Consider the following 22,951-nt stretch of genomic DNA (forward strand, 5'->3'; position numbering starts at 1 on the left):
CCTGTCCGAAAGCATTGTATTTAGATTCAGAAAACAATCATTTGCTAGCCTTCAGTCTTCGACCGTTTGAATTTTATCTGCTAAAAAATTAAATCCATCAGGAATAAAATGCTTGTCTGTATTTTCTTCAGGAACATTCTCCTGCTTTTGTGTCTTCATTTTCTGTGCAAATTCTGAACGAATACTATTAAAATCTTTGCGTGGAACGGCTATAATATTTGGAGAAAATCCAGCAGCCTTACTCATGATATTGCCAAAAACATCGTTCAAATCTGAACGTTTCATAGCTTGTTCAGCATTGAAGGCCGCATCAAATGCCAAAATAGCATTTTCACTGTTAGCCAAAACAGGTTCAGAACCTAACAAAAGTGCTCGATCTTGTGCTGAAATACTATCTAGGATTTCATTCCAAGCGCCTTTTAAGGCATCTAAATATTCTCGCGATTTTTGGCTATCCACAACAGTTTCTTCCATGATTGTCAACACTTTAAGACGATCAACCTTGAACTTGAACCCTGATTTTGATTTAGCTTGAACTGGCTTTGCACTAGCAGGGACAAATCCATTTGATAACGAAGCTATTTCTTTTTTTAGTTCACTGATTTCAGCTTGTAGCTGACTCAATTGGCCAACCAGGTTTTCTGGTAAATCAGCTGGCGCTGAAGCTGCGTGTAATTCCGACAATTGAATGGTCATCATTTCGGCATAAATTTTAGGCTGTCCTGCCGTTTTTATTTGTAACAAATCTTCTGTAACAAGATCAATCATCTTAAAAATCAAATCTTGACTCAAAGAAAGATTTTCCTCAAAAATGGGACTGCTGTGGTTATTCTCACCACCTGACTGCACAATCAATAAATCACGTAAATAGGTTAATAAGTCAGTGGCAAAACGGCTCATACTCTTGCCCGAATCAAAAATCACATCTAGATTTGTTAAAGCTTGAGTCGTTTCGTGAGCGATGATACTGCTGACATAATCATCTAGAGCTCCCAAAGAAATACTTCCCGTAATCTCCTCAGCAACGTTAAGAGAAATATGATTACCTACAGAAAGGCTAAGTGCCTGATCCAAGATAGATAAGGCATCACGCATACCACCTTCGGCACGACGAGCAATTAGGTTAAGTGCATCCTGATCGTAACTAATTTCTTCCTTATCAAGAATAGTTGCCAAATGTTTTTGAATCGCATTTTGTTTTATAGCTTTAAATTCAAAACGCTGCACACGCGACAAGATAGTCGCAGGGATTTTGTGTAATTCTGTCGTTGCTAGGATGAAAACGACATTCTCAGTTGGCTCCTCCAAAGTTTTTAAAAGGGCATTGAAAGCTCCTGTTGACAGCATATGGACTTCATCAATGATATAAACTTTATAAATCGCACGGCTGGGGGCATAGGTTGACTTATCACGAATGTCGCGAATTTCATCAACACCGTTGTTTGAGGCAGCGTCAATTTCGATGACATCTTCCAGACTGCCATTAGTAATGTCACGGCAAATGTCACAATGATTGCAAGGTTCACCGTCTACTTGATTGGGACAGTTCATGGCCTTGGCAAAAATTTTAGCAGCACTAGTTTTTCCTGTACCACGCGGTCCTGAGAAGAGGTAGGCATGACTAATTTTTCCTGAAGCCACCGCTTGTTTTAAAGTGGTTGAAATAATGTCTTGCCCAACCATCTCGTCAAAAGCCTGACTTCGGTATTTTCGATAAAGTGCTTGATACATTATTCCACCCCAAACATATCAAAATTAAAATTTGTTTTTGATAATAGCACAGCTACAAACTTTTCAAGGTATTCCTGATCAATGACATCATAATCTCCCGTCAAACGAGAATCTAAGTCTAAAACACCTATTAATTTACCATTCTTAACCATAGGTACTACGATTTCTGACATAGCTGCGGAATCACAGGAAATATAATTGTCATGCTTGGTCACATCATCTACTATCAAGGTTTGCCTTTCAGCAGCAGCTTGCCCGCAAACACCCTTTCCTAGAGCAATATGGACACAAGATACCCCACCTTGAAAAGGCCCCAGTATCAACTCATCTCCATCAAACAGATAAAAACCTGTAAAAACAGAATTGGGCAAGGTCATATTAAGCATGGCCGAAGCATTTGATAAATTCGCAAGAGGATTTGTCTCCTTAGCAAACATGGCTTGGGCTTGGGAAATAAGAATTTGATAATTTGAAATTTTTTCTGCGTTATTCATAGATATTATTATATCATTTTATAGAATGATAGCAAAGATTGAAAGAACAAGAGGGCATGAAAAACGAGAGTGTGGTCAAGTATTAACCTGAAACAATCCTTTTGCAGCCCCCGTCCTTTTCCAAAGTCTAGTCTTTAAACTAAACTTATTTTTAAGGAAACAGTGGTTTGTCTTTCCCGTTTATTATTTAGTACTCATTTTCCCACAAAGATCATTTTTGACTTTAGTTGTTGATTCTTTTTTAACTTGTCAAACTTCTTATGATTTCGGACTTTTATCTATCAAGTTCAAAAAAATCTAAAATTCTGATTTAGCGACAATAGTGAGTGGATTAAGCTCAATATCAACTTACTATCTTACTCAAATCCGGAGAAATTTTAATGAATTAGATCCCCCTTTAGGCTTGAACTGAAGCGTCCTTAATCATTGGCTAGATTTTAAATTCCTAACTTATCACCTTCATTAGTATATTGGTCCTAATACCGATTATCACTATCCAAGTTTACAAAAAATCTCTCCTTAGTCAATCACTGTGTTTCAAGCCAAATAATTTGAGAGCATGATGGAATAGCAAAACAAAAATTTTAAAAACCGTTAGTTTCAAAGTATATTGAAAAAGCGAACAAGTATCTCAACCTTATTGGCAATTACTTGTTCACTTTTTTAACTCACTTAAATCAGCATCAGAAATGGTACGATTACTGCCAGTAAGCCGGGCGTTGCTTTTCATAGGCCGCAATTAGTTCTTCGTATTGAAGCGTAATGCCAATATCATCAAGCCCTTCGACCAGTTTACGCTTCCACTCATGGTCAATATCAAAAGGAAATTCCCCCACAGACGACTTAATCAGCTGATTGGGCAAATCAATAGTAATTTCTTCACCGGCTGGCAGAGCTGCTAATTTTTCACGGACATCAAGTGGCTGAACAATTGGAAGCATGCCATTTTTCAGTTCATTGTTGTAATGAATATCTGAAAAAGAGCCTGCAATCACACAGCGGAAACCGTAATCTTCCAGAGCCCAGGCTGCGTGCTCACGTGACGAGCCTGAGCCGAAATTATCCCCCGAAATCAGAATGGTTGCATCCCGATACTCTGGTTTATTGAAGATAAAGTCTGGATTTTCATCATAATCATCATTGAGGTAACGCCACTCAAAAAGTAAATTCTTCCCAAAACCCTTCTTATCGATGGCTTTTAGGAATTGCTTTGGAATGAGCTGGTCGGTATCAATATTGTCATTCATCAAAGGGACAGATTTCCCAGTGTAGACAGTAAATTTTTCCATTTTTCTTTCCCCCCTATCCTTGAACTTCTGTCATTTGACGAACATCGACAAATTTTCCAGCAACAGCTGCCGCTGCTGCCATGGCAGGGCTGCACAGATGGGTACGAGCTCCATATCCCTGACGTCCTTCAAAGTTACGGTTACTTGTCGATGCGCAGTGAACACCTTCTGGCACGTGGTCTGGGTTCATACCAAGACACATTGAGCATCCCGGATCGCGCCATTCAAAGCCGGCATCTAAGAAGATTTTATCAAGTCCAAGACGCTCTGCTTCTTTCTTAACAGGACGAGAACCCGGTACCACGATAGCTGTCAGTGTCGGCGCAATATGTTTGCCTTTAACAAATTTAGCGGCCAATTCGAGGTCAGACAGACGGGCATTGGTACAAGAACCAATAAAGACGTAACCAAGATCAATATCTTCAGCCTTATCACCAGGTTTCACATCCATGTAATGGTAAGCACGTTCATCGTTCATATCCTTAATTTCTGGAAATGGTTGATCGAATTCAACACCCATTTCTGGATTAGTTCCCCAAGTCACCATCGGTGCTAATTTTGATACATCAATAGTAATGACCTTATCGTACTCAGCATCAGGGTCTGAAACCAATGTCTTCCAGTCTGCAACAGCAGCTTCAAAGTCTTTAGGAGCACAAGGGCGACCTTGAACATAGTCGTACGTTTTTTGATCTGGGTTCATCAGACCCATCTTAGCGCCAAATTCAATGGACATATTAGCAATAGTCATTCGTTCATCCATTGACAGAGCATCAATAGCTTCACCGCAGTATTCAACAGCATAACCAACACCAGCATCCACACCGTAACGCGCAATTAAGGCGAGGATGAAGTCTTTTGAGTAAACCCCTTTTTGTGGTGTTCCAATAAATTCAACCTTCATCTTTTTAGGTTTAACTTGCCAGAGACATTGTGTGGCAAAAACGTGCTCCACTTCTGATGTCCCGATACCAAAAGCAATCGCACCAAAAGCTCCGTGAGTAGCCGTATGACTGTCCCCGCAAACAACAAATTTACCTGGTTGACTACGGCCTGTTTCAGGTCCAACCATATGTACAATTCCTTGACGTTCAGTACCATGAGTCGCTGCGTCAATACCAAATTCTTCCACATTGCGAGCAAGTGTATCGATTTGATTTTTTGAAACCAAATCACGGATATTAAAAATATCTACGGTCGGCACATTATGGTCTGTTGTCCCAAATGTCAAATCAGGACGACGTACTTTTCGTCCAGCATCACGAAGGCCTTGAAAGGCTTGTGGGCTGGTTACTTCGTGGATATAATGCTGATCCACATACATTAGCTGAGGCTCGCCTTCTTTACCAGTTACTACATGGCGCTCCCAAAGCTTATCAAAAATTGATTTTCCACTCATATTAGATTCTCCAAATTAAATACATTAAAACACAAGTCATCACGATTCCTAAATACCAAACCAACTGAAAATACCATTTTCTCGTTTTATGATGAAATAGGTGTCCGGCCAAGAAAGCCCCTAACCCGCCGAAAAATATACTCTCTAGCAGTAGAAGTCTCTCTGAAATTCTCCATTGTCCCTTTCTAGCTTTGTTTTTGTCAATACCATAACTTGTAAAAACGATGCCATTCCAAAGTACTATGGAGAAATAAAGTATTATTTTGACACTCATAGATTTTTAATAATAGCCGCTGTCATTGTTGCGGTATCTGCTTGTCCACCTAAGTCACGTGTTAAAACACCTTGCGCTAAAGTCTTGTCAACAGCATTTTCAATCATCTCAGCACCAGCATTTTCTCCAAAGCTCTCACGTAACATCATGGCTACCGACAAAATCATCGATATTGGATTAGCAATACCTTTACCAGCGATATCTGGTGCAGAGCCATGAATTGGTTCGTAAAGGCTTGGCCCATCTTCAGAATGACTGGCAGATGGCATAACTCCAAGGGTACCAGGCAAGACAGATGACTCGTCAGACAATATATCACCAAATAAGTTTTCAGTCACAACGACATCAAAACGTGCTGGATTAGTAATCATAATCATTGCCGCACTGTCAACTAACTGGTGTTCCAAAGTAACATCTGGATACTCTTTTGCTACTTTTTCTGCTACTTTGCGCCAAAGTTTAGATGTTGCTAAAACATTTTGCTTATCAATGCTAGTAACTTTTTTATTTCGCCCACGTGCGATTTCAAACGCTTTACGCATGATACGACGAATCTCGTCTGCTGAATAATCATTGATATCACGTGCAGATTCTTCGTTCAAAATGTGTTCTCCAAAATAGATACCACCAGTCAACTCACGAACAACAACGAAGTTAACTTCTTCAATGCGTTCAGGCTTGAGAGGTGACAAGTGCTTCAACGCATCAAAAATACGGACAGGACGAATATTAGCAAAAAGATTAAGCTCTTTTCGAATGGCCAGTAGACCTTGCTCCGGCCGAACTGGAGCATTATCATACTGCGGACTACCAATAGCTGCTAACAAAATAGCATCTGCAGATTTAGCCGCCTCTAAGGTATCGGCTGGTAAGGGATGTCCACTGGCATCTATTCCTGCACCACCAAAAGCTTTAGCTTGTGTTTCATATTCAAAACCAACCTTTTGGGCAACAACATTGAGCACTTCTAAACCAGCGGCCATAATTTCTGGTCCGATACCATCACCAGCTAGCGTTACGATTTTTTTCATCTTTTCCTCTTTTCCTAATCCTATTCGTTTGGAACATCACGGAAAGAAACACTTTTACCAATCTCTCCCGCATTCTCTTTTTGAACTAGAGCGTTTGCATTGACATAAGCGATAGCTCCTGCTTTCATGACATCAAAGTCAATACCCGCAGCATTGAAAATAGTCCCTGTGTCAACATTTTCAACAGAAACAGCAACGCGGGCTTGAGCGTCGATTCCATCAGTTACAGCATCCATGGTATAGCTTAGCAATTTCACTGTCTGATTGAAGAATTTATCAATAGCATTGTAAGCCGCTTCAACCGAACCCTTGCCGTTAGCAATAACATTGACTTCTTCACCATCGTTATTAACCATAGAAACTTCTGCTGTCACTGTCTCATCAGCATTTGAAGTTAGTTTCAAATCTTTGAAATGGAAACCTTCTGGATTTTCAATGTCATTTCCTGCGACGAGAGCTCTGACATCAGCATCAGTGATTTCATGTTTTTTATCAGCCAACTTTTTAAACTTGGCAAAAAGTGGGATGACTTCACTTTCTTCAAATGCCAACTCCAGTTCTTTAAGTTTTTCAATGAAGGCATGACGGCCTGACAATTTTCCGAGAGGGAGAGAGTTTTTCTTAACTCCAACCAATTCTGGCGTAATGATTTCATAAGTAAGAGGATTTTTAAGAACCCCATCCTGATGGATACCTGATTCATGTGAGAAAGCATTCCCTCCTACAACTGCTTTATTCTTAGGCACTGGAATTCCAGAGAAACGCGACACCATATCAGAGGTATTAACCGTCTCATTGAGGACAATATCTGACGTTGCTTGATAATAATCTTCGCGAATGTTAAGAGCGACTGCAACTTCTTCAAGCGCAGCATTTCCCGCACGCTCACCAATCCCATTAAGAGTTCCTTCCACACGTCCCGCACCGTTTTTAATTGCAGCAAGTGTGTTAGCAGTCGCCATTCCAAGATCATTGTGACAATGTGGACTAAAAATAATCTTGCGATTAGACTTGGTATTTTCAATCAGATATTTGAAAATATAACCATATTCTTCTGGCGTTGTAAAACCGACGGTATCAGGAATATTGATGTAGGTTGCACCAGCATCAACTGCTGTCTGGACAACCTCAAGTAGATAATCTAATTCTGTACGTGTTGCATCTTCAGGTGAAAATTCAACCACTTCAAACTTCTCACGAGCATAAGTCACATGTTCTTTGATAATCTCAAGAATTTCTTCTTTGGTCTTTTTTAGCTTATATTCACGATGAATTGGGCTAGTCGCAATAAAAACGTGACATTGGGGGAATTTAGCATCTTTGATAGCCTCGTAACATGCATCGATATCTGATTTAACTGAACGTGCTAAACCTGACACTGCAGTCGTCGTTAGAGCTGCTGAAATTTGTTTCACCGCTTCAAATGAATCTGGACTTGCTGCAGGAAAGCCTGCCTCAATGGAAGAAATCCCCCACTTTTCCAATTGTTTTGCGATAGCAACTTTTTCTTTGATTGAAAAATTTACTCCAGGAGTCTGTTCTCCATCACGGAGAGTCGTGTCAAGAAATTCAACTTTACGCATAAAAGACCTCTTTCATTATTTTATTAAAAAATAAAAACACCTCACTCAGAAACCCAAGCGAGATGTTTTCTATCCCGCTTGGTAAGCCAAACAGGACTAATGCCTTTGCATTAGCCCTCATTACGCAATAGTAAAACTGTCATACTTGCGAATGTCATTGACTTTTTCCTTTCGATGTTTACTTGTAAGTATTGTATAATTTTCTGACTATTTTGTCAATAGCAAAAAACTGAAAAAAGTACTTTATTAGAGGATCTCACTTTCTGCCAAAAACTAAAATTTTAATTTCATACAAGAATATACTGAAAAATCTTTTGAATTATGCTAAAATAAGTTAGACTCTGTTAGTTTTTTAACTAGCCTAGAAGGAAAGGAAAACAATGACTGATAATTCTACTTTGAATGATGTCCAAAAAATTATCGTTCTAGATTATGGTAGCCAGTACAACCAACTGATAGCTCGACGTATTCGTGAATTTGGCGTATTTTCTGAATTGAAAAGCCATAAAATTACAGCAGATGAGATTCGTGCTATCAAGCCAATTGGTATTGTATTGTCTGGAGGGCCTAACTCAGTTTATTCTGAGGATGCTTTTGGCATTGACGAGAACATTTTTGAACTCGGTATTCCAATTCTTGGAATCTGTTATGGTATGCAACTTTTAACTGATAAGCTTGGAGGTAAAGTTGTGCCGGCAGGACAAACAGGTAGTAGCGAGTATGGGCAATCAACGCTACATTTACGTTCAAAATCAACACTTTTTGCCAATACACCTGAGGAACAAATTGTCTTGATGAGCCATGGTGATGCCGTTACTGAAATTCCTGCTGGTTTCCACCTTGTCGGTGACTCTAGTGATTGCCCTTATGCTGCTATTGAAAATATCGAAAAAAATATTTATGGCATTCAGTTCCACCCAGAAGTTAGACATTCTGTTTATGGAAATGATATTCTTCGTAACTTTGCCTTTAATATTTGTGGTGCACGTGGCGACTGGTCAATGGATAATTTTATAGATATGGAAATCAAAAAAATCCGTGAAAAAGTTGGTACTCGCAAGGTCCTTCTTGGATTATCTGGTGGAGTTGATTCCTCAGTTGTTGGTGTCCTTCTTCAACGTGCTATTGGTGATCAATTGACATGTATCTTCGTTGACCACGGACTTCTCCGTAAAGGAGAAGGTGATCAGGTTATGGAAATGCTTGGCGGTAAGTTCGGACTTAACATTATCCGTGTTGATGCTTCGAAACGTTTCTTGGATCTTCTTGCTGGTGTGGACGACCCTGAGAAAAAACGTAAAATCATTGGTAATGAATTTGTCTATGTTTTTGATGATGAAGCAAGTAAACTGAAAGGTGTGGACTTCCTAGCCCAAGGAACCCTCTACACCGATGTCATTGAATCTGGTACCGAAACAGCTCAAACCATCAAGTCTCACCACAACGTTGGTGGACTTCCTGAAGACATGCAGTTTGAATTAATTGAACCTCTCAATACCCTCTTTAAGGATGAAGTACGTGCTCTAGGAACGGCTCTTGGTATGCCCGATGAGATCGTTTGGCGTCAGCCTTTCCCAGGCCCTGGACTTGCTATTCGTGTTATGGGTGAGATTACCGCTGAAAAACTTGAGACGGTTCGTGAATCTGATGCTATTTTGCGTGAAGAAATTGCTAAAGCAGGCTTAGATCGCGATATCTGGCAGTATTTCACAGTCAATACAGGCGTCCGTTCTGTCGGTGTTATGGGTGATGGCCGCACCTATGATTATACTATTGCTATCCGTGCGATTACCTCTATTGATGGTATGACAGCTGATTTCGCTCGTATTCCTTGGGATGTCTTACAAAAAGTCTCCGTCCGCATCGTAAACGAAGTAGATCACGTCAACCGTATCGTCTATGATATCACCAGCAAACCACCGGCAACTGTTGAGTGGGAATAATATAGAAAGTAAAATTGAACGTTTTACGCCGATTTCATAAGGTTTTTCGACATTAGAATGGTATAAATTTTATCTTTTTAGACAAGGTACCCCGCCAATTTCCCCGCCAAAATTGGCAAATAGATTACAAAAAGCTCTCTTAGTATGAATATGTACTAAGAGAGCTTTTTTTCTATAAATCATCATTTATAACAAATTAGAAAAATATTTAGCCTTTTCCTTGGATATACCGAAATTGAGATTTCGATGACCTTGGAATAAGGTATCAAAAGTAATGATTGAGAGAAAGTTATTTATTAGGTAACTAATTGGACTTTCTCCGACTGCTGTCAGTTCGACTTTTCTTTTATTGTCTAAATCTGATACAGTAACTAAGACTTGCCAACATGTATATCTACTTAAACCTGGGTGCTTTATGTAGTCAAAAAAATTTCCCTGTCCAGAATATGAAATTTCTTCAGAATTTTGCCGTTGAACACTAATATTCCACCACGGCTTATCCAGTAATACGCTACACAGGATGAAAAAAGGAAAACCAATAACTACAGCTACATTAGATACCCTATGCTTCATTTTAGATTGCAATGTGTCTGATGTGATTACTTATATTCCAGATGAAGTGGAGGACTAATCTCTTATGACAATAACAAAATTTGAAAACTCTTGTCATTTAATTTTTAATCGGTGTTCGCAACGGATAAAAATGCTATATGAGAATTCTCAAAATAAAGGATTAAGTAAAAGTTTGGTAGATTTTTATCCAGATGACAGAACTTTAATAGAAGATATTATAAATAATAAATTAACTAGCAATAATCGATATTTGATTCCAAAAAGAGCATTAAATTCTTTGGTTCATGATTCAAATTATTTTCATGATGAAAACGAATTACTTTGGGGTGATAATATAGATGATTATTTAGAAGATTTCTTTATCGCAATGATTCTTGATATTCAAGAAATCCCAGAATATTCCAAACACTTATTAAATTTATCATTAACAAATACAGAGGATATTAAAGAATATTTCCAACAAAACTTTTCTTTAGCGAGTCCTTATTATGAAGAATTAAAAGATAAATTTATAGATTTTACATATAATCGGTTTGATACTATATACATTTCAGAGAAGGATTCAGTATTTTCATTTGAAGAAAAAACTTCTGTTACTCTATCATCAAAAGATAAGGATTCCTTTCTTAGTTTTAAAAATCTTCCAGAAAAATTAGATTTGCTAGCAAAGTATGTTTTATTACCAATAATAGATAAAATAACACTTGAAAATTTGATAAACAAAAATGATTAAACTTTTATTATAACATTTTTTCCCTCACTTCGTGTGGGGATTTTTTTATTGTCATAAAATTTTTATCCTCCTAAATTCTCAAAGTAAGTTCTAGTCTACCCCCAAAGCTGGAAATTAGACTGAGACAAAAAAATAAGGTAGAACTTACTATGGGACAAGTTGGTAACTGACAATGAAAAACAAACACTTAACTCTCTCTGATCGCAATGATATTCAAATAGGAATTGAACAGCTCAAAACCTTTTCGGCTATAGCAGCTAAGTTAGGAAAAGATCCGTCCACAATTTCAAAAGAAGTTCGGAGAAATAGGGTGACAAAAGAGAACTCTAGTGCTTCCAATTGTGAGGCCTGCCCTCTGCTCAAAAAGGCTCCCTACGTTTGTAATGCCTGTCCGAAAAAGAGATTGAACTGTGGATACCAGAAACAGTTCTACTATGCCAAAAGAGCTCAGCTTGATTATGAAGCTAAGCTCTCGGAGTCGAGAACAGGCGTTGCCCTAAACAAAGAAGAATTCTATCGTATGGACGAGATTGTCTCTTCAGCCATACAAAAGGGACAACATCTCAACCACATCATCGCCTCAAACGAACTTTCGGCATCCAGAGCTTCTATCTACCGATACCTTGAAAAAGGATATCTTTCCACAAAGCCTATTGATTTCCCCCGTGTCGTGAAATTCAGAAAACGTCGAACAAGAGATCTTCCTCCCATTCCTAAAACTGCCAAAGAAGGACGGTCCTATGAGGACTTCCAACGCTTTCTCACAAAAGAAGGCATCAGCTATTGGCTGGAAATGGACACCGTTACTGGACGGATTGGAGGAAAAGTTCTTCTAACCTTCAACCTCTCCTTCTGTAACTTTATTTTCGCTCGATTGCTTGATAATAAAACAGCTAATGAGGTCGCTAAACACCTCTACATTATCAAAAACGACCTGCATCAGAAAGAGATAGACTTCTGCGAACTATTCCCTGTCATTCTGACCGACAATGGTGGTGAATTCGCCAGAGTGGACGACATCGAAAGGGATGTTCGCGGAGAATCAAAGCTATTCTTCTGTGACCCCAATCGTTCTGACCAGAAAGGGAGAATTGAGAAGAATCACACACTTATCAGAGATATTCTTCCTAAAGGCAGTTCGTTTGACAACTTGACACAGGAGGACATCAACCTGGTTTGTTCGCATGTCAACAGCGTCAAACGAGCTTCTTTCAACGGAAAATCGGCTTATGAACTCTTTACATTTACCTACGGTGAGGAATTGGCAACACTTTTGGGTATCTCTAAAATTGACCCTGAGAACGTCATTCAATCTCCACGATTACTAAATAATCACTAGTTTTTATCAAAAAAATTAATCAAAAATAGAAAGGAACTTGTCCCATCCCAAATTCCAGATAGCTAGAACTTACTTTGAGACGTCTCAGAGCCAGTAACTTTAGTGTACTCTTTTTTTCAACAATTTCAAGCCAAAAACACCCTTGAAGCCTCATTTTAGTCAAAAACAGAACTTAGTCTGAGACTAAATTCTGTTGGTTTTATGCAGTTTTCTCATAGTAACTTCTGGGAGACTCAGACCTAGAACTTACTTTGAGAATTTACCCACTTTTTATGTAAATCTTTAGTGTAAAGTAAGGTCACTTCTCTATTTTGATGACTGTATGAAAATTATTTTTTCTCTAAAACCTTGATAGGCTTGATAAATAGTAGAAAATAGAGAACCAACCGGATTCACTCTCGTTGCTAATTATAAGTCACCCACTATAGTTGACAAAGAGTCACAGAGCCAGAAAATAGTTTGAGCCAATAAAACCGATTGTTCTTAATCAGTAGTAGAAAACAAACCTATAAGTTAACCATTAGGGTTAAGAGACTATAATTCAATTATTTTACCAGTCTTGAGGTAAACAACCCATTCACAAATATTTCGAGCATAATCACCTATGCGTTCAAGATACATTAATACTTGAAAATATTCCTTGCCAGCAAAAACAGCATCTGGTACTTTGCGGATTTCTTCAACAGCCAAGGCTTGGATATCTTTAAAATAATTATCAATCACTTCATCAGATGCCGCAATTTCATAAGCTTTCTCACTGTCACCGTTGATATAAGCATTCAAGGCTTCCTCAACCATTTGCTTAACAGCTTTACCCATTTTATTAATCTGCTCTTCAACTACTGGAATTCGTTCTTCCCCTTTCATACGAATGGTAGCTTTAGCAATAGATGTAGCATGGTCTCCCATACGCTCAATATCACTTGAAGCTTTTAAAACAGTAATCACAGTACGTAAATCGTGCGATACGGGTTGTTGAAGGGCAATAATCTCTAAAGATTTCTTTTCCAGCTTTGTTTCAAATTCATTAACAACCTCATCTTCTTCAATAACTTCTTTAGCCAACACACGATCGTGACTAACAAAGGCGCGCACAGTCTTATTAATTTGTCCTAATACCTCTGTTCCCATTGAATAAAATTGGTTGTGCAATTTATCTAATTCTTCGTCAAATTTTGATCTTAACATAAACAATCTCTTTCTAAAGACTACAAATAAGTCTTAACCAAACTTACCAGTGATATAATCCTCTGTTTCTTTTCGTTGGGGATTCATAAATACTTCTTTTGTTTTTCCGTATTCAATTAAATTACCATCTAAAAAGAATCCTGTTCGATCAGAAATACGTGATGCTTGCTGCATAGAACGCGTAACAATCAACATAGTATATTGTTCTTTTAAACCATACAGAGTATCTTCAATCTTACCAGCAGAAATAGGATCCAGTGCAGATGTCGGTTCATCCAAAAGAATAATTTTAGGACTGGTTGCCAACACACGTGCTACACAAACCCGCTGTTGCTGACCACCAGATAGGCCAACTGCTGAATCGTGCAATCTATCTTTTACCTCATCCCAAATTGATGCACCAATAAGTGATTTTTCAACTGCTTCATCAAGAATATGCTTATCTTTTATCCCTTTTATCCTAAGACCGTAAACAACATTCTCGTAAATAGACATTGGAAAAGGATTTGGTTGTTGGAAAACCATACCTATTTCCTTACGGAGTTCAACAGTATCAGTTCGAGGACTATAAATATTGTGTCCATTATACATAATACTTCCTGTCAAACTCACCTCAGGATTTAAGTCCCCCATACGATTGATAGCTCTCAGTAAGGTTGATTTCCCGGAACCCGATGGTCCAATCAAAGCTGTGATTTCATTTGGATAAAATTCCATTGACACATTATTCAGCGCTTTTTTCTTGTTATAATAAACAGATAAATCGCTTACTTTTAAAATAGGTTCTGTCATCTCTTACCTTTCTATCCAAAATGTCCAGAGACATAATCACTTGTCGATTGTAATTTAGCATTTTGGAAAATGTTATTAGTCTTATCATACTCAATCAAGTCCCCTAAATAGAAGAAACCTGTGTAATCACTAGCCCGAGCAGCTTGTTGCATATTGTGTGTCACAATAATAATAGTATAATTTTTCTTCAACTCAAACATAGTTTCTTCTAACTGCATCGTTGCAATAGGGTCCAACGCTGACGCGGGCTCGTCCATAAGAAGAATATCAGGTTTAACAGCAATAGCACGTGCAATGCACAACCGCTGCTGTTGACCACCAGACAGGGTAAATGCAGATTTATGCAAGTCATCCTTTACCTGATCCCAAAGTGCAGCTTGTTTCAGTGAAGTTTCAACAATTTCATCAAGAACTTTCTTATCTTTCAATCCAGCTCTCTCGTAAGCAAACGTAATATTTTTATAGATTGATTTCGCAAAAGGGTTTGGACGTTGAAAAACCATTCCGATATGTTTTCGCATCTCATAGACATTAATATTTTGTGCATTAACATCAATGCCTTCAAATAAAATTTGACCTGTTACTTTGGCGATATCAATAGTATCATTCATCCGATTCAAGCTACGTAGAAAGGTAGATTTTCCACATCCGGACGGACCAATGAGGGCTGTGATTTTATTTTTTTCGAACTGCATATCAATGCCTTTTATAGCTTCTTTTTCACCATAATAGACATGTAAGTCCTTCGTTGATAAGGCTAACTTTTCTTCTGGAAAAGTAATGATATGCCTTTCATTCCAATTATATTCAGTCATGTCTCTCCTTCTCCTTTAGGATGCTGACGTTAGTTTTTGGTGTAACTTTTTACCAATAAAACGAGCAGATAGATTGAAAATCAAGATGACAACCAAAAGTACCGCTGCACTTCCTGCTGATACTATTGTTGCATCTGGAATCGTTCCTTCACTATTAACTTTCCAAATGTGGACTGCAAGAGTTTCTGATTGACGGAAAATAGAAATTGGACTCGTCACACTGAGTGGATTCCAATTTCCCCAGTCAAGAGCTGGTGCAGATTGTCCAGCTGTGTAGATAAGGGCAGCTGCCTCACCAAAAATACGACCAGAAGCAAGTACAATACCCGTTACAATACTTGGAAGAGCTTCTGGAATAACGACATGAAGCACAGTTTCCCAACGAGAAATTCCTAGTGCAAGACCTGCTTCGCGTTGTGTATGATGAACATTGCGCAAACTATCCTCTACACTTCGAGTCATCTGAGGTAAGTTGAAAACTGTAAGAGCGAGTGCACCTGAAAGGATTGAGAAACCATATTGGAATTGAACTACAAAAATCAGATAACCAAAAAGACCAACAACAACAGATGGCAGAGATGACAAGATTTCAATACAAGTTCGAACAAAATCCGTCAAACGTCCTTTTTTAGCATATTCAGACAAGTACACTCCCGCTCCCATGGAAATAGGTACTGAAATAATCAGGGTGACTACTAATAGAAAGAAGGAATTATACAACTGAATTCCAATACCACCACCAGCCTGATAAGAAGACGACTTCCCAGTCAAAAACGACCAAGAAACATGTGGCAAGCCTCTAAACAGAATATAACATAAAAGCGAGGTGAGAATAGCAACAATGATAATAGCAATTGAATAAAGCGCACCTGTTGCTAATTTATCAACTTTTTTAGCGTGCATAGTTCTTCTTACCTCTCTCTTTCGTAATCAATTTAATCACACTGTTAAATGCCAAACTCATCAAAAGTAAGACTAATGCAAGTGACCAAAGAACATTATTCTGAACAGTTCCCATAACAGTATTACCAATCCCCATGGTTAAAATAGAGGTTAGTGTTGCTGCTGGAGTTGTTAATGACGTCGGCATCACAGCCGAATTTCCGACAACCATCTGAATTGCCAATGCTTCACCAAAGGCGCGAGCCATTCCAAAGACAACAGCCGTAAAAATTCCCGGACGTGCAGCATTCAAGATAACTCTCCAAATAGTTTGCCAGCGTGTTGCTCCCATTGCAAGACTGGCTTCTTTATAGTGGCGTGGAACTGCCTTTAGACTATCTACCGTCATAAAGGTTACTGTTGGTAAAATCATAACAAAAAGAACAAAGACACCAGATAAAATACCAAATCCAGTTCCGCCAAAAATAGAGCGAACGAATGGTACGACAACCTGTAATCCGATGAAACCATAAACAACCGATGGAATACCAACAAGCAATTCAACAGCGGGCTGCAAAATTTTAGCACCATACTTCGGTGAAATTTCAGTCATAAAAACAGCCGCACCTATAGCAAAAGGCGTTGCAATCAACGAAGATAGGATTGTCACAATAAATGACCCTGCAATCATTGGAAGAGCACCGAATATTTTCGAACTAGGCTCCCATTTACTTCCAAATAGAAAATCAAAAATGTTAACACCATCAACAAAGAAAGTAGATAGACCTTTTTGAGCAACAAAAATTAAAATCATTGCCACAATAAGGACAATTAAAGAAAGGCACAAAAAAGTAAGAGTTTTACCAAATCTTTCCAATCGTGAATTTTTGGACGGCGAAGTCAGCTTCTTAGCTAATTCTTGATTATTCATCATCTCTCCTTTACTTAGCTGTCACAGTGCCATCAGCACTTTTTATAACTTTCATGTCATTAATCGAAATATAGCCCATTCCAGTAACAATTCCCTTCTGAACCTCATCGCTCATCATAAAAGTCAAAAATTCCTTAGTCAAACCTGTAGCCTCACCTTTAGTGTACATATGTTCGTAAGACCACAATGGCCAATCGTTTGTTGTAACATTTTCCGCAGTTGGACTAAAGCCGTTTAATTTCAATGTTTTTACAGAATCATCCACATACGCAAAAGCAAGGTAGGAAATCGCACCTGGCGTCTGAGATACAATTGATTTAACCATACCATTTGAATCCTGTTCTTGACTTTGAACGGCTGTCTTACCATCCATAATAACACTGTCAAAGGTGGCTCGAGAACCCGAACTTGCCGCGCGGTTAATAATAGTAATGGCAAGATTTGATCCACCAACTTGTTTCCAGTTCGTGTATTCTCCTGTAAAAATCTTGCGTAGCTGCTCTGTTGTTAAATTATCAACGCTAACTTTTTCATTTACAACTACAGATAACCCTGCAACTGCAACCTGGTGATCAACCAACTTACTAGCATCAATACCATCTTTTTCTTCGGCGAAAACGTCGCTATTCCCAATTTGAACGGCACCGGATTGTACTTGAGAAAGTCCTGTCCCAGATCCACCACCTTGAACATTAACCGTCTTTCCGAGGTTTGTTGAACCAAATTCATCCGCTGCAGCCTCAACAAGGGGCTGAAGAGCAGTCGAGCCTACGCTAGTAATAGATTGTCCTTTGTCAATCCAGCTAGCACAGCCTGATAAAGTCGTTGCAAAAACAAGAAGCAATGGTAGAATTAGCCAATTTTTTCTTAATTTCATTTTGATTTCCTATTCATTTTTTAAATTAATAACATCATGAAAAGATTTTATCATTTCAACATTCAAATAGTAACATATCAAACGGGAATTTGAAAAGTCCTTTTTTTCATATCATTATAAAAATGTATTCAATAACAGTTAAGATTGAAAACGTAGTCCTTTAGGAAAATAATTTTTAAGGGTGCTGTTTACTACCTTGGCAAACCCAATACCATTCCCTTCAATGACAACTTGATACCAACCATTTTGAAAACCTTCGCTTAATTGAACAATATTTCCAGAGACATATTTCTCGAACTGTTCTATATCAATTTCAACGAACTGTTCTATGTCATTAGGCTTAATAGCCAATCCCAAAGCAAATGAGGGCTCAAATCGATTTTTCTTAAAAGTACCCAAATGCAAACCATTTCGTGCAATTTTTACTTTAGCGAGGTCTGGTAAATCATCTGGAAGAAGATAAAGTTGATTACCGAAAGTTTGAAAAAGTCCTGATAATTTTAATTTCAAGTGTGCTTCTTCAAAATCAAGCCAGAGTTTAAACTGTTCTCTGGTTAGGTTTGATTTCCCGGGCTTAACCTTTACTATATCTCGCTTGCGTACATCTCTAAGTTTAGCAACAAATTGTCCCTCCCCTTTGAAAAGGTGCGGATACATTCTAGCAACTTGTGGCATATTAATCCCCTCAACCATACCATTGATTTTAGGAATATCTACGAGTTCTAAATAATCGTACTCTGATAATAACCACCTAACCACGTCTTCATTTTCTTCTGGAGACCAGGTACATGTTGAATAAACCAAGGTTCCTCCAGGTGCTAGCATTTTCATTGCTTCCGCTAATATTTCTTTTTGTAAAGTAGCACACTGGGTAGGATAATCTTTATGCCAATATTGAATCGCTGATGGATCTTTTCGAAACATCCCCTCTCCTGAACACGGACCATCAAAAATTATCATGTCAAAGTATCGTTTAAAAAAATTACTTAAGTTTTGTGAACTTTCATTGGTGACAACAAGATTTCTAGCACCAAAACGTTCAACATTTTCAACGAGAATTTTACTGCGCTTGGTAGAGATTTCATTGCTGACAAGTACACCAGTATTGTCCAAATAACTGAGTAAGTGCGTTGTTTTACCGCCAGGAGCAGCAGCTAAATCAAGAACACGCATTCCCTTCTCTGGACTAGCGACTTGTGCAACCATCTGAGCAGCTGGTTCTTGAGAATAAACGAGGCCTGATACATGCTCTGCCGATTTTCCAGAAACCTTGCCATAATGTCCCCATAATGTATTAGGGATAGAATCTGGATAGGTCTTTAGGGTTGCTTTTAAGGGATTTAAACGATATCCCGAAATCGCCTCATGGTTAAAACTTTCAAAAAAATCAACTGCCTGTTTACCAAGTATTTTCTCATATTTTTTTACAAATTCTTCTGGTAACAACATACTTCCATTATACTACATCTTACGAATTTTGGATATGAAAAAAACCTATATTGCTTTGACAAAATAGGTTTTTTCAGTCATTTCCACACTAACTCACTTTGCTATCTTTCGCTACATCGTACTAAAACTATATACTCACTTTTACGGGTAATCTCAAGGTATTTCAAAGCATGTTAACAAAATTCCTTAGGATGCTCACATAAGTTATTTGATATAAGTCTTGATTTCAGGCAATTTAGCTTTTGGCACAAACATAATAGATTGTCTCGTTGAAAAATCTGGTTTTTCACCATCAATGGTTAGGAGGGTGTAGCCTAGATTTTCTCCCATAATCAATGCCGCAGCATAATCCCAAGGCTGGATACAAGAAAAATAACCTAGAAGATGACCAAGCATTACCTGTGTCATACTGATTCCCGCTCCACCATAGACTCGAACTCCTAAGGTTTGTTTTGCCAAATCACGAATCCCATGGTAATTATCTGCAAACATCCCTGCATTAGTCCCCAGAAGGGTTCGATTTAGAGGAGTATCCTGATATCTAGGAATTGGTTTGCCATTGACGCAGACAGGGAAACTCCCACCACCACAATAAAGTAAATCTCTCATGACATCATAAATCAGACCAAATTTACCAATTCCATCCTCAAAATAGGCAATCATCACAGCAAAATGCTCACCTTGAACTATAAAATTCACGGTCCCATCAATCGGATCCAGAACCCAAACATTCCCATGTTCAACCGAATGACGAACACCATCTTCCTCAGCAAAAATAAAATCATTAGGATAATTTTTTATAATCTTAGCAATCATCAAATCTTGAGTTGCCTTGTCTAGATTAGTTACCAGATCATCAAATTGAGTTTTTTCCTCAATTTTGAGCGTTTTAGCCATCTCATCCCTAATAAAACTTCCTGCTTCATGGATCAAATCTTGCGCAAATTTGAATTTAGTTTCCAAGAGAAATCATTCCTTTCCCTTTTTCTTTAGCTAACTGAACTGCACGATAGGTTGAATAACCACTACTTTGCCCAAATTCACGATCAATTTGCTTTTCCTGTGCCTTACTCTTGACAATGTTTTTGAAAATGTCATAGCTTTCAAGAAGACTTTTAGCATCTACCTTGCTTTCATAAGCTTTTTCAACCTGATTCAAAAAAGAAAGCACTGCGGTAATTTCATCAGTGCTCCAAGATGGATCAAGTGGGTAACTGTAACTTTTCATTCCTATCCCTCAATTTCTGCGCGAATGGTTGCCTGGCGTAACTCGTGTCTCCTGTAATCACGTGATAAAAAAGCACGAATTTCATCTTCGTTAAAACCAATTTGCATTCTTTTCTTGTCTAATAAAATTGGGCGACGCAAAAGACTAGGATTATCAGCAATCAATTGAATGAGCTCTGAAATAGACATCTCATCGACATCAATATCCAATTTTTGAAAAACCTTTGAACGCGTGGAAATAATGTCCTCAGTTCCGTTTTCCGTAAAAGAAAGTATACTCATTAATTCTTCACGACTTAGAGGACTGGTAATTATATTATGCTCTTGAAAGGGTACTTCGTGCTTTGTTAGCCAAGCGCGTGCCTTTCGACAACTTGTACAACTAGGTGATAAAAATAAGGTGATCATACATTTGCCTCTGTCAAATCTTTACTCCCTTTATTATACAAAATTTTACTCTTCTTGGCTATGTTTTTCTAGTCCAATTGTAAATATACTTGAAAAAATTGAAAAAAGTTGCAATCAAATGATTACAACTTTTTCAGTTTGAAGGATAGGTTTGAGCAATTCTCTTATCTGCATCTAATTGAGTGACAAGTTCATCTATTCCTGAAAATTTAACCATATTACGTATTTTATCTAGCCAAATAATTTCGATTGACTCGCCATAAATATCACCGTCAAAATCAAAAAGGTGTGCCTCTAAACGCAATTCCGTTCCTCCAAAGGTCACGTTCTTTCCAACGCTGGTCATTGCTCGATAACGTTGACCGTTAAGCAGGACATCCGAGACATAGACTCCGTCAGCCGGTAAAAAAGTGCGGTCAATAGGAGCAAGATTGGCAGTTGGAAAACCAATTGTACGACCTCGAGCATCTCCATGAACAACCATACCACGAGTGGAAAAATCATAGCCTAAAAGTTTATTAGCCTCAGCAATATCTCCTTTAGCGATCAAGTTTCGAATACGTGTTGAGCTGATTTTTTCACCATTTTCTTGAACTTCGGGAACTGTGATAACTTGACCTGAAAAATTTCGAACTAGGTAATCACTATCAGTACGATTATGACCAAATTTGTAGTCAAACCCTACCACTACCGCCTTGGCTCTTAAATTTTCAATGTAGTTTTTAATAAAATCGTCAGATGATATTCTTGAAAAACGCGTCGTAAAGTCAGTTAGATAAAGTTTATCAACACCATACTCTGCAAATTTGGCGTAACGCTTTTCTGGCGAAGTCAAGTGTAGTAAAAGATCTGGAGAAAAGCGAACAAAGGCCAGCTGTGGAGACTCATTGAATGTAAGTACTGCAATCTGTAATTTTTCCTGCTCTGCTATTTCTCGTGCCTTATCAAAAAGGGCTTTATGACCACGATGGAGAGCATCAAAATACCCCAAAACTAGTACGCAATCCTGAGTTGTCTTAATATCCTTATAATCTTTTATCAGCTGAATATCCATAATCTTCCGTTCTAAATCAATACTTTTCGAGGTTTATAGAGTTCCTCACGTAGCTCAAGAATAGCCACCAGTTTGTCTTGATAAAAAGCCGCTACTAATGGTTCAACCGTTGCTAAAGCAATTGGTCGACCAAAGGAAATCACTCTCGTTTCCGCTTCTGTCAACTCCTGACGTGGTAAGTCAGATACACCATATTCAATGGGCAAAAGAAAAGAAAAATCATCTTCTGCCACCATAGCTTCAATTTCTGCCAAAGTCAGAGCATTCCTAAGTTCCAAACCAGCTGAGGCTTTTCGCTCCAAAGCTGACATATGGGCAGGATACCCCAACTTTTCCCCTAAATCTACAGCTAAGGTACGCACATAGGTTCCTTTGCTACAAGCTACTTCAAAATCAAAGCGGCAACAACCATCTTCAATAGTTAAATCACTTATTCGTTTAAAATCGTATATAGTTACCTGACGGGATGGACGATCCACTTTCTGACCGGCCCGTGCATATTCGTAAAGCTTACGACCGTTGACTTTTACTGCCGAGTACATTGGCGGTATCTGAGTGATTTGCCCCACGAACATCTGCATGGCTTGATCAATAGCTTGTGCTGATAAATCTGGTGTCACTGCTTTACTAGCAACGATTTGCCCACTAGCGTCCTCTGTTGTGGTAGCATACCCCAATGTTACCTGACCACAATAGAGCTTCCCAGCTTCTGTCATATACTCAATAACGCGCGTTGCCTTACCGACAGCAATCGGTAGAACCCCAACAACATCAGGATCCAATGTCCCCCCATGACCGATTTTCTTTTCACCTAAAATCTTTCGAAGTTTGAAAACCGCATCATGTGAGGTCATACCGGCTTCTTTTTTGAGGTTAATAATTCCATTAATCATAAGGTCTATTATACCTGTTTTCACACCAAAAAGGCAACTAATTCTC

The 22,951-nt window shown here is 38.4% G+C and carries 22 protein-coding genes and 2 pseudogenes; 4 read left to right on the plus strand and 20 right to left on the minus strand.

Features of this window, described 5'->3' with window-relative positions; genetic code table 11:
• Nucleotides 1–51 precede the first annotated feature (51 nt).
• The 7 genes from dnaX to ABZ559_RS07540 all read right to left on the minus strand — a co-directional run bounded on the left by dnaX (nucleotide 52) and on the right by ABZ559_RS07540 (nucleotide 7,801).
• Nucleotides 52–1,731, minus strand: a complete 1,680-nt coding sequence (gene dnaX, locus ABZ559_RS07510; RefSeq protein WP_367005771.1) for a DNA polymerase III subunit gamma/tau — start codon at nucleotides 1,729–1,731, stop codon at nucleotides 52–54.
• Nucleotides 1,731–2,225, minus strand: a complete 495-nt coding sequence (locus ABZ559_RS07515; RefSeq protein WP_277291010.1) for a GAF domain-containing protein — start codon at nucleotides 2,223–2,225, stop codon at nucleotides 1,731–1,733. Before ABZ559_RS07515 ends, dnaX begins: the two co-directional genes overlap by 1 nt.
• A gap of 698 nt (nucleotides 2,226–2,923) precedes the next feature.
• On the minus strand, nucleotides 2,924–3,514 hold the full coding sequence (gene leuD, locus ABZ559_RS07520) for a 3-isopropylmalate dehydratase small subunit (protein WP_018375693.1): 591 nt from the start codon (nucleotides 3,512–3,514) through the stop codon (nucleotides 2,924–2,926).
• A gap of 13 nt (nucleotides 3,515–3,527) precedes the next feature.
• Nucleotides 3,528–4,913: a 3-isopropylmalate dehydratase large subunit gene (gene leuC, locus ABZ559_RS07525; RefSeq protein WP_018375694.1), complete on the minus strand. Its 1,386-nt coding sequence runs from the start codon at nucleotides 4,911–4,913 to the stop codon at nucleotides 3,528–3,530.
• Between the two features lies 1 nt (nucleotide 4,914).
• Nucleotides 4,915–5,187 carry a DUF1294 domain-containing protein gene (locus tag ABZ559_RS07530; protein WP_018375695.1) on the minus strand — a complete coding sequence of 91 codons (273 nt, stop codon included), beginning with the start codon at nucleotides 5,185–5,187 and terminating at the stop codon, nucleotides 4,915–4,917.
• Nucleotides 5,184–6,218, minus strand: coding sequence for a 3-isopropylmalate dehydrogenase (gene leuB / locus ABZ559_RS07535; RefSeq protein WP_367005775.1), 1,035 nt, complete (start codon nucleotides 6,216–6,218; stop codon nucleotides 5,184–5,186). Before leuB ends, ABZ559_RS07530 begins: the two co-directional genes overlap by 4 nt.
• A gap of 20 nt (nucleotides 6,219–6,238) precedes the next feature.
• On the minus strand, nucleotides 6,239–7,801 hold the full coding sequence (locus ABZ559_RS07540; protein ID WP_018375697.1) for a 2-isopropylmalate synthase: 1,563 nt from the start codon (nucleotides 7,799–7,801) through the stop codon (nucleotides 6,239–6,241).
• A gap of 380 nt (nucleotides 7,802–8,181) precedes the next feature.
• Here ABZ559_RS07540 and guaA point away from each other — a divergent pair, with 380 nt between their 5' ends.
• The gene (gene guaA / locus ABZ559_RS07545) at nucleotides 8,182–9,744 is read left to right on the plus strand and encodes a glutamine-hydrolyzing GMP synthase (RefSeq protein WP_367005776.1); all 1,563 of its coding nucleotides are present in this window, start codon (nucleotides 8,182–8,184) and stop codon (nucleotides 9,742–9,744) included.
• A 186-nt stretch (nucleotides 9,745–9,930) separates the two neighbouring features.
• On the opposite strand, the pseudogene ABZ559_RS07550 reads toward guaA, so the two are convergent.
• Nucleotides 9,931–10,224, minus strand: a pseudogene (locus ABZ559_RS07550) (hypothetical protein); the annotation flags it as partial.
• On the opposite strand from ABZ559_RS07550, the pseudogene ABZ559_RS07555 reads away from it, so the two are divergent.
• The 3 genes and pseudogenes from ABZ559_RS07555 to ABZ559_RS07565 all read left to right on the plus strand — a co-directional run.
• Nucleotides 10,223–10,375: pseudogene (locus ABZ559_RS07555) on the plus strand (helix-turn-helix domain-containing protein); the annotation flags it as partial. The pseudogenes ABZ559_RS07550 and ABZ559_RS07555 sit on opposite strands and share 2 nt — an antisense overlap.
• 6 nt (nucleotides 10,376–10,381) lie before the next feature.
• On the plus strand, nucleotides 10,382–11,050 hold the full coding sequence (locus ABZ559_RS07560) for a hypothetical protein (protein WP_044668516.1): 669 nt from the start codon (nucleotides 10,382–10,384) through the stop codon (nucleotides 11,048–11,050).
• Between the two features lie 172 nt (nucleotides 11,051–11,222).
• Entirely contained in the window at nucleotides 11,223–12,389 is a 1,167-nt protein-coding gene (locus ABZ559_RS07565; RefSeq protein ID WP_367005779.1) for an IS30 family transposase, read from the plus strand.
• 534 nt (nucleotides 12,390–12,923) lie between these two features.
• Here ABZ559_RS07565 and phoU read toward each other — a convergent pair.
• The 12 genes from phoU to truB all read right to left on the minus strand — a co-directional run bounded on the left by phoU (nucleotide 12,924) and on the right by truB (nucleotide 22,905).
• Nucleotides 12,924–13,577, minus strand: coding sequence for a phosphate signaling complex protein PhoU (gene phoU / locus ABZ559_RS07570; protein WP_018376352.1), 654 nt, complete (start codon nucleotides 13,575–13,577; stop codon nucleotides 12,924–12,926).
• Nucleotides 13,578–13,610: 33 nt separating this feature from the next.
• On the minus strand, nucleotides 13,611–14,369 hold the full coding sequence (gene pstB, locus ABZ559_RS07575) for a phosphate ABC transporter ATP-binding protein PstB (protein WP_273404500.1): 759 nt from the start codon (nucleotides 14,367–14,369) through the stop codon (nucleotides 13,611–13,613).
• 11 nt (nucleotides 14,370–14,380) lie between these two features.
• Nucleotides 14,381–15,184, minus strand: coding sequence for a phosphate ABC transporter ATP-binding protein PstB (pstB, locus tag ABZ559_RS07580; RefSeq protein WP_018376354.1), 804 nt, complete (start codon nucleotides 15,182–15,184; stop codon nucleotides 14,381–14,383).
• A 15-nt stretch (nucleotides 15,185–15,199) separates the two neighbouring features.
• Entirely contained in the window at nucleotides 15,200–16,087 is an 888-nt protein-coding gene (gene pstA / locus ABZ559_RS07585; protein WP_367005782.1) for a phosphate ABC transporter permease PstA, read from the minus strand.
• The gene (gene pstC / locus ABZ559_RS07590; protein ID WP_367007644.1) at nucleotides 16,077–16,997 is read right to left on the minus strand and encodes a phosphate ABC transporter permease subunit PstC; all 921 of its coding nucleotides are present in this window, start codon (nucleotides 16,995–16,997) and stop codon (nucleotides 16,077–16,079) included. Before pstC ends, pstA begins: the two co-directional genes overlap by 11 nt.
• Before the next feature lie 10 nt (nucleotides 16,998–17,007).
• The gene (locus ABZ559_RS07595) at nucleotides 17,008–17,874 is read right to left on the minus strand and encodes a phosphate ABC transporter substrate-binding protein PstS family protein (protein WP_367005785.1); all 867 of its coding nucleotides are present in this window, start codon (nucleotides 17,872–17,874) and stop codon (nucleotides 17,008–17,010) included.
• A gap of 138 nt (nucleotides 17,875–18,012) precedes the next feature.
• Complete coding sequence (locus ABZ559_RS07600; RefSeq protein WP_367005786.1) at nucleotides 18,013–19,323, minus strand: RsmF rRNA methyltransferase first C-terminal domain-containing protein; 1,311 nt, start codon at nucleotides 19,321–19,323, stop codon at nucleotides 18,013–18,015.
• Between the two features lie 204 nt (nucleotides 19,324–19,527).
• Nucleotides 19,528–20,286, minus strand: a complete 759-nt coding sequence (locus ABZ559_RS07605) for an inositol monophosphatase family protein (protein ID WP_273404484.1) — start codon at nucleotides 20,284–20,286, stop codon at nucleotides 19,528–19,530.
• Nucleotides 20,276–20,551: a UPF0223 family protein gene (locus ABZ559_RS07610; RefSeq protein WP_367005789.1), complete on the minus strand. Its 276-nt coding sequence runs from the start codon at nucleotides 20,549–20,551 to the stop codon at nucleotides 20,276–20,278. Before ABZ559_RS07610 ends, ABZ559_RS07605 begins: the two co-directional genes overlap by 11 nt.
• Nucleotides 20,552–20,553: 2 nt before the next feature.
• Entirely contained in the window at nucleotides 20,554–20,958 is a 405-nt protein-coding gene (locus ABZ559_RS07615; protein WP_273404478.1) for a Spx/MgsR family RNA polymerase-binding regulatory protein, read from the minus strand.
• Nucleotides 20,959–21,091: 133 nt separating this feature from the next.
• Nucleotides 21,092–22,012, minus strand: coding sequence for a bifunctional riboflavin kinase/FAD synthetase (locus tag ABZ559_RS07620; protein WP_367005791.1), 921 nt, complete (start codon nucleotides 22,010–22,012; stop codon nucleotides 21,092–21,094).
• 11 nt (nucleotides 22,013–22,023) lie between these two features.
• Nucleotides 22,024–22,905 (minus strand): tRNA pseudouridine(55) synthase TruB, encoded by an 882-nt coding sequence (gene truB, locus ABZ559_RS07625; protein ID WP_367005793.1) that lies wholly within the window; start codon nucleotides 22,903–22,905, stop codon nucleotides 22,024–22,026.
• Between the last annotated feature and the right edge of the window lie 46 nt (nucleotides 22,906–22,951).

Source organism: Streptococcus sp. ZY19097 (genome assembly GCF_040731245.1).
Taxonomy (GTDB): domain Bacteria; phylum Bacillota; class Bacilli; order Lactobacillales; family Streptococcaceae; genus Streptococcus; species Streptococcus orisratti.